General features: G+C 30.1%; 6 protein-coding genes. 4 read left to right on the top strand and 2 right to left on the bottom strand.

Annotated elements, in window-relative coordinates; translation table 11 throughout:
• Positions 1–179: 179 nt before the first annotated feature.
• Positions 180–1004 (bottom strand): class I SAM-dependent methyltransferase, encoded by an 825-nt coding sequence (locus HOG71_12130; GenBank protein ID MBT5991590.1) that lies wholly within the window; start codon positions 1002–1004, stop codon positions 180–182.
• Positions 1005–1355: 351 nt separating this feature from the next.
• Here HOG71_12130 and HOG71_12125 point away from each other — a divergent pair, with 351 nt between their 5' ends.
• The 4 genes from HOG71_12125 (at position 1356) to HOG71_12110 (ending at position 4210) form a co-directional block, all read left to right on the top strand.
• Positions 1356–1883 carry a hypothetical protein gene (locus HOG71_12125; protein MBT5991589.1) on the top strand — a complete coding sequence of 176 codons (528 nt, stop codon included), beginning with the start codon at positions 1356–1358 and terminating at the stop codon, positions 1881–1883.
• A 128-nt stretch (positions 1884–2011) separates the two neighbouring features.
• A complete protein-coding gene (locus HOG71_12120) occupies positions 2012–2530 on the top strand; it encodes a hypothetical protein (protein MBT5991588.1) in 519 nt (172 codons plus the stop codon).
• 220 nt (positions 2531–2750) lie between these two features.
• Positions 2751–3281 (top strand): hypothetical protein, encoded by a 531-nt coding sequence (locus HOG71_12115; protein ID MBT5991587.1) that lies wholly within the window; start codon positions 2751–2753, stop codon positions 3279–3281.
• Positions 3282–3781: 500 nt separating this feature from the next.
• A complete protein-coding gene (locus HOG71_12110) occupies positions 3782–4210 on the top strand; it encodes a hypothetical protein (GenBank protein ID MBT5991586.1) in 429 nt (142 codons plus the stop codon).
• Between the two features lie 187 nt (positions 4211–4397).
• On the opposite strand, the gene HOG71_12105 is transcribed toward HOG71_12110, so the two are convergent.
• Positions 4398–4701: hypothetical protein (locus HOG71_12105; protein ID MBT5991585.1), on the bottom strand; the 304-nt coding region annotated here is incomplete at its 5' end.

Below are 4701 nucleotides of genomic sequence, written 5' to 3'. Positions count from 1 at the left end.
TCTTCAATAATGGAGCAAACGCTCCATCTTTTCCAAAAAGCGACATCCCACTCTTAAACTGTTCTAGCGCTTTTTCTTCTAAATTGTCTAAATAGTTCTGATCCATAATCAAATTTACGATTTTGGACAGAGTTTAATTTACACCCTCCATACAGATGGAAATATGAATTCTTAAATGCTTATTTAATACTCATATCAGTTGAATTACTCAGCACAAATTTGTAATACAAATGTTTTTTTTGTTTAAAATAATTATAGATCCTCGAATCAACCACTCCTGCAAACTCTCCGAAAAGTTTACGAAGATTTTTTGGGATAGAAGTTGTAATTCGCTTCCATTTCAAATCATTGTCATTAATTATTGCCTGGATAACATTTTCAGTAATATCAGTTTCTTCATTTATTTGAAACCCTGAATTCTTAATCTGAGTCAGTAAATGCTCCATTCTGGGTTGGTTTCTTAAATCTACCAATAGCAATTTACCACCTGGTTTAAGCACTCTTCGCACTTCTTTCAAGAACAAATCAACTGATCCATACGCATGAGAAGATTCAACATTAATAACCACATCAATGCTATTATCTGCTAGGGGAATATCTTCTGCATTTCCCTGAATGAAGTTCAAGTTTGGATACTTATGGATCCGGTTTGAAAAATCAACTGCTTCTGAAGCCACATCCATTCCGGTCATTTTTTTTGGTTTGAGATGAGTGGCTATGTATTTTGATCCACCGCCACGACCACTTCCAATTTCCAAAATAGTTTTATCTTTTATTTCAGTTTTTGTAGCCAGATAATGATACATCTGAAGAGAATAACGATGTATTTCATCTTCCTCCGATAATATTAGTTTAGGTTCATTTTCGTTTGGGTTGAAACCATAATTCATAAAATGCCAGCTATGTTCTTGAAATCGTGATGCTAAAAATTCATATATAGGCTGCCAAATCAAACTGCGAAACCATCCATAAGAAGTGAGTTTCATAAATATCCAGGAAATCATTGATATTGATTTTTATAGGTTAGATAAAATGATAAGCTATAGGTGAGCTTCGGGATGGAAATGGTAATATATAGAATCAAAACCTAAAAAAATATCGCTGCAAAAGTAATTGAAAACCAAACAAAAGGATGAAATAAATTAAGATATAATATAATGCATTAGGATTCAATTACTAAACTGTATTCAGTTCGTTCATAATCCTGTTTTTGAAATGATTTGAGTTTCAAACTTAAACAGGACTTGTTTCTTCTGGAAACTCAAGTCTAAAGCTTTAGGAATATTATAACCAATTCATAGCTTATTTGGCTATCACAATTATTTCTATAAATTTGAGTTAAAAGTAAAGATTGAATGAAAAAACTTGCCTATTTGTGTATTCTCTTATTATCTGCTTGCTCTTCTGATAAGGATGGCGAATTATATAAATGTGATGTAGAGATCGAAATTGAACATAATTACTCAGATACTGCATTTGAAGAATATAGAAATAATTTATATGATTTTGACAGTATTCCAGAGTATGTTTATGCAAAAATCACAAATAATTCAGCACATCAAGTTGTTCTAAGAGTTTATCATGATTCTTGGCTTTTTTGCTATTCACCTAGCTTGTGTTATAAAAGAAGTAATGAATGGGTTAATATGTTTCGTGACTTATTTGGAAATTTTGATAATATTAATATTGAAAAAAACGAAAGTAGGATATTTCCAATAGCATATAAAGGATACTTTAAAGAATTGGATAGTTTTGAGTTTCCTTATATAATAGAGGTAGATTCTGTCGATAAAAGATTAATATTGAAATGCGCTGTTGTTGAGGATTCAATAATTTTTGTTGAAAGCAAGTATGAGGATTGTGTAATGCGTTATAAAGAATAATGCGTCATTCCAGAATTTCGAGCTACGAGAAACCTGCCAGACGGCAAAGCCGGTATCAATAATCTCCTTAGAAATTGATGATAAAAATGACGTATTGATTAACTTTGTTATAAATTATTCCCCTTCATATGAAGTTTTTAAAGGTTTTTCTTTTTCTGCATATCTTCATTCAGATTTTGAATATCAATTCTTTTTCACAAACGGATTCAATTCCTGTTTCATCCTTTGATTTGATAAATATCAGGAATGATAAAACAATCACGATACATGAAGGAGATAATATTACTGTTTACTTAACTAGCAAGACCCAAATAAGAAGTAATATTGAAGGAATTGGAGACACTTATCTAATTTTAAACGACTCTTTGGTGTCTTTTAGTGAAATTACAAAACTCAAATATCATTCAGACTTAATAACTGATTTAAAAACAGCTGGCTATGCAATTGCAGGAACTTCAGTTGGATTAATTGGACTGGGATATTTATTGGTATTTGTTGGACATGATAATTCTGTTATGCCATTTAAGTCAATACTGGGTGTAATGATAGGATTTACAGGTTTAGTGATTTCCCCTTTGTCAATAATGATGCTTGTGCCATACAGGACTTTCAATATTGAAAAAAACTGGAGCATAAATGAAGGATAAAATCCTATACTAAAACCCTGATCTAGATTAAGTCTGAGACTTAATCTTCATTATCAAAGGTTTAAGTTTCAAACTTAAACCAGAGTAGTGGTATTTAGGAAATGAATCTTCACCTTTTAATTCTTCGTGTTTGATCCTGTTTTTTTTGTAATAAAAACTGTAACTTCATATTTAAAATTTATTAGTCCATTTTTTGTTGACGGTTTACATTCAATTGAATATGAAAACATTTTTATTATTAATTATAATATTACAGCTAAATATTGATGTATTATATGCTCAATGTAATATTACTACAAGCAATTTAAGGAATGGCACAAAGTTGTATGAGAATTCATATGAAACTATTTATGAAAATGAAGATCTGTTAAATGGAGTTTTAACAGCTATGGCTAAAGTTTTCATAGGTCAGGATCCTAAAGAAAACAAAATAGTTAAAACAGGATTGTCAATTTTTGTCGGAAGTAGTGGCTCAAAGGATAGAGTGACCCCTAGGAAGTTAAAAGTTTATTTTATAGATAATAGTAGTTTTGAGATAATAGCTGAAACATTACTAGACCCAAAATTGTTTAAAGGAGCATATATTCAACAATGTGTTTTTACATTAAAAACAGAAGAGTTATTAATGTTAAAATCAAAATCAATTTCTAAGATTGAAATAGTTGACTCAAGAACTAACAAAAAAATAGTCTGCAATCCCTATAAAGATATTTTAAGAGAACAAGTAATCTGCATTTCCAATAGGCTATAAATTAAATAAAGTGTCATCTTTAAATTACTTTCAGAACCTAGGAATGTATTACACTAATGTGCTCTGTAAAATAAATATTGATATAGTAAAGAAAATATTTTTCACGTGAAAATGAGAATAATCGAATGGTTAATGTTTAATTGAACGAGAATAAAAATTTTCAATTCGTATGCAATTCTAATGGATAAAAGTAAAGAAACTTGTAGAATTGAAGAGCTTAATACTAGGAGAATAAGTATAAGAAAGGGTCGATATATAATTCAAGGCGAGATTGATGAGTACTTTTCACATGTCTACTCTAATTTTGGTGAGCAATATTATTGAGAATTTCTGGAAATTTCATTGAAATACAAAAAGAAGGTGAGAAAGAAGCATTAATTCGTAGCAATTTTTAGCGATTGACAATATCTTTATATCAGATATTGAATAAGGTTTAAAACTAAAATTGGATTTGTGAGCTGTTTCTACTATTTTAATAATATCAATTCATAATTAAAGTTATGGGATTAAAGGATATATTTTGGAGAACTGGATTTGTTGGAAAAATAACCAAGTTTATATTAGAAAACTTCAATGAAACTAATGATTCAAATGGAAACAATAAGCAATTTAAAATATTAATGGAAGAATTGGGATATCGTTTTAATTCAGATTCAACTAGCCAAAAATATTTTGAAACTATAAATGGGAATCCTGTACTTTTTACCTATATACTTATCTGTATGGAATATAGTAAAATGCCAAATCAACTTGATGATACAATAGAATCTATTGGTCATTTTATTTGTGATCAATTTGTTAAATATAAATCAGAAGAGTTCTATACTTATTATCCAAATTTTTATAGAAGTGGCTATTCAGATTTTATCACTGATTGTAAAAGTTTGTTGTTTTTTATGAAAATTAATAATCCTTCTATGATTAGGTAGATAGTGTATTGATGTCTGTTTTTAGACATTCCCTCAGAATCAAGTCCGTGACTTATTCCCATCAATTTGTTTTAGCTTGAATAATATATACTGAATGTTTCAATACTCCATGTCAAAGAGAAAGCATTAGAAGGTTAAGATGCAAACAACCAAGAATGATGTTTCAATCCGAAACCCGCAATTCTTTTCATTCCTCCCTCGGATCACCCAAAATGGGCAATTTAGCCAGTTTTTCGGCTTCCAGACTGGGATAGCCAAACTCTTCTACTATTTTTCCATAAAGCAAATACATACCACTGCCTTTAAAAGGGTATCTCTTGAGTGAGTCAGGAAAATGAGTGCTATCAAAGAATTCTCCATACTGATCGACAAAAGTCCCGAAGTGCATCATTTCCTTTTTAACTGTTTTAACATATTTGATGGTTGCTAAATGCCCAACCATGCGCACATGTTTGCCAATATGTTTATCCATCTCTCGTGCACCTAATGCC

This window comes from Bacteroidota bacterium (assembly GCA_018698135.1).
GTDB lineage: Bacteria > Bacteroidota > Bacteroidia > CAILMK01 > JAAYUY01 > JABINZ01.
This window is presented reverse-complemented; position numbering and strand designations above follow the sequence as displayed.

Coding starts and splice junctions, on each gene's coding strand:
- HOG71_12130 (MBT5991590.1), bottom strand. CDS start 1,004: ATGATTTCCTGGATATTTATGAAACTCACTTCTTATGGATGGTTTCGC.
- HOG71_12125 (MBT5991589.1), top strand. CDS start 1,356: ATGAAAAAACTTGCCTATTTGTGTATTCTCTTATTATCTGCTTGCTCT.
- HOG71_12120 (MBT5991588.1), top strand. CDS start 2,012: ATGAAGTTTTTAAAGGTTTTTCTTTTTCTGCATATCTTCATTCAGATT.
- HOG71_12115 (MBT5991587.1), top strand. CDS start 2,751: ATGAAAACATTTTTATTATTAATTATAATATTACAGCTAAATATTGAT.
- HOG71_12110 (MBT5991586.1), top strand. CDS start 3,782: ATGGGATTAAAGGATATATTTTGGAGAACTGGATTTGTTGGAAAAATA.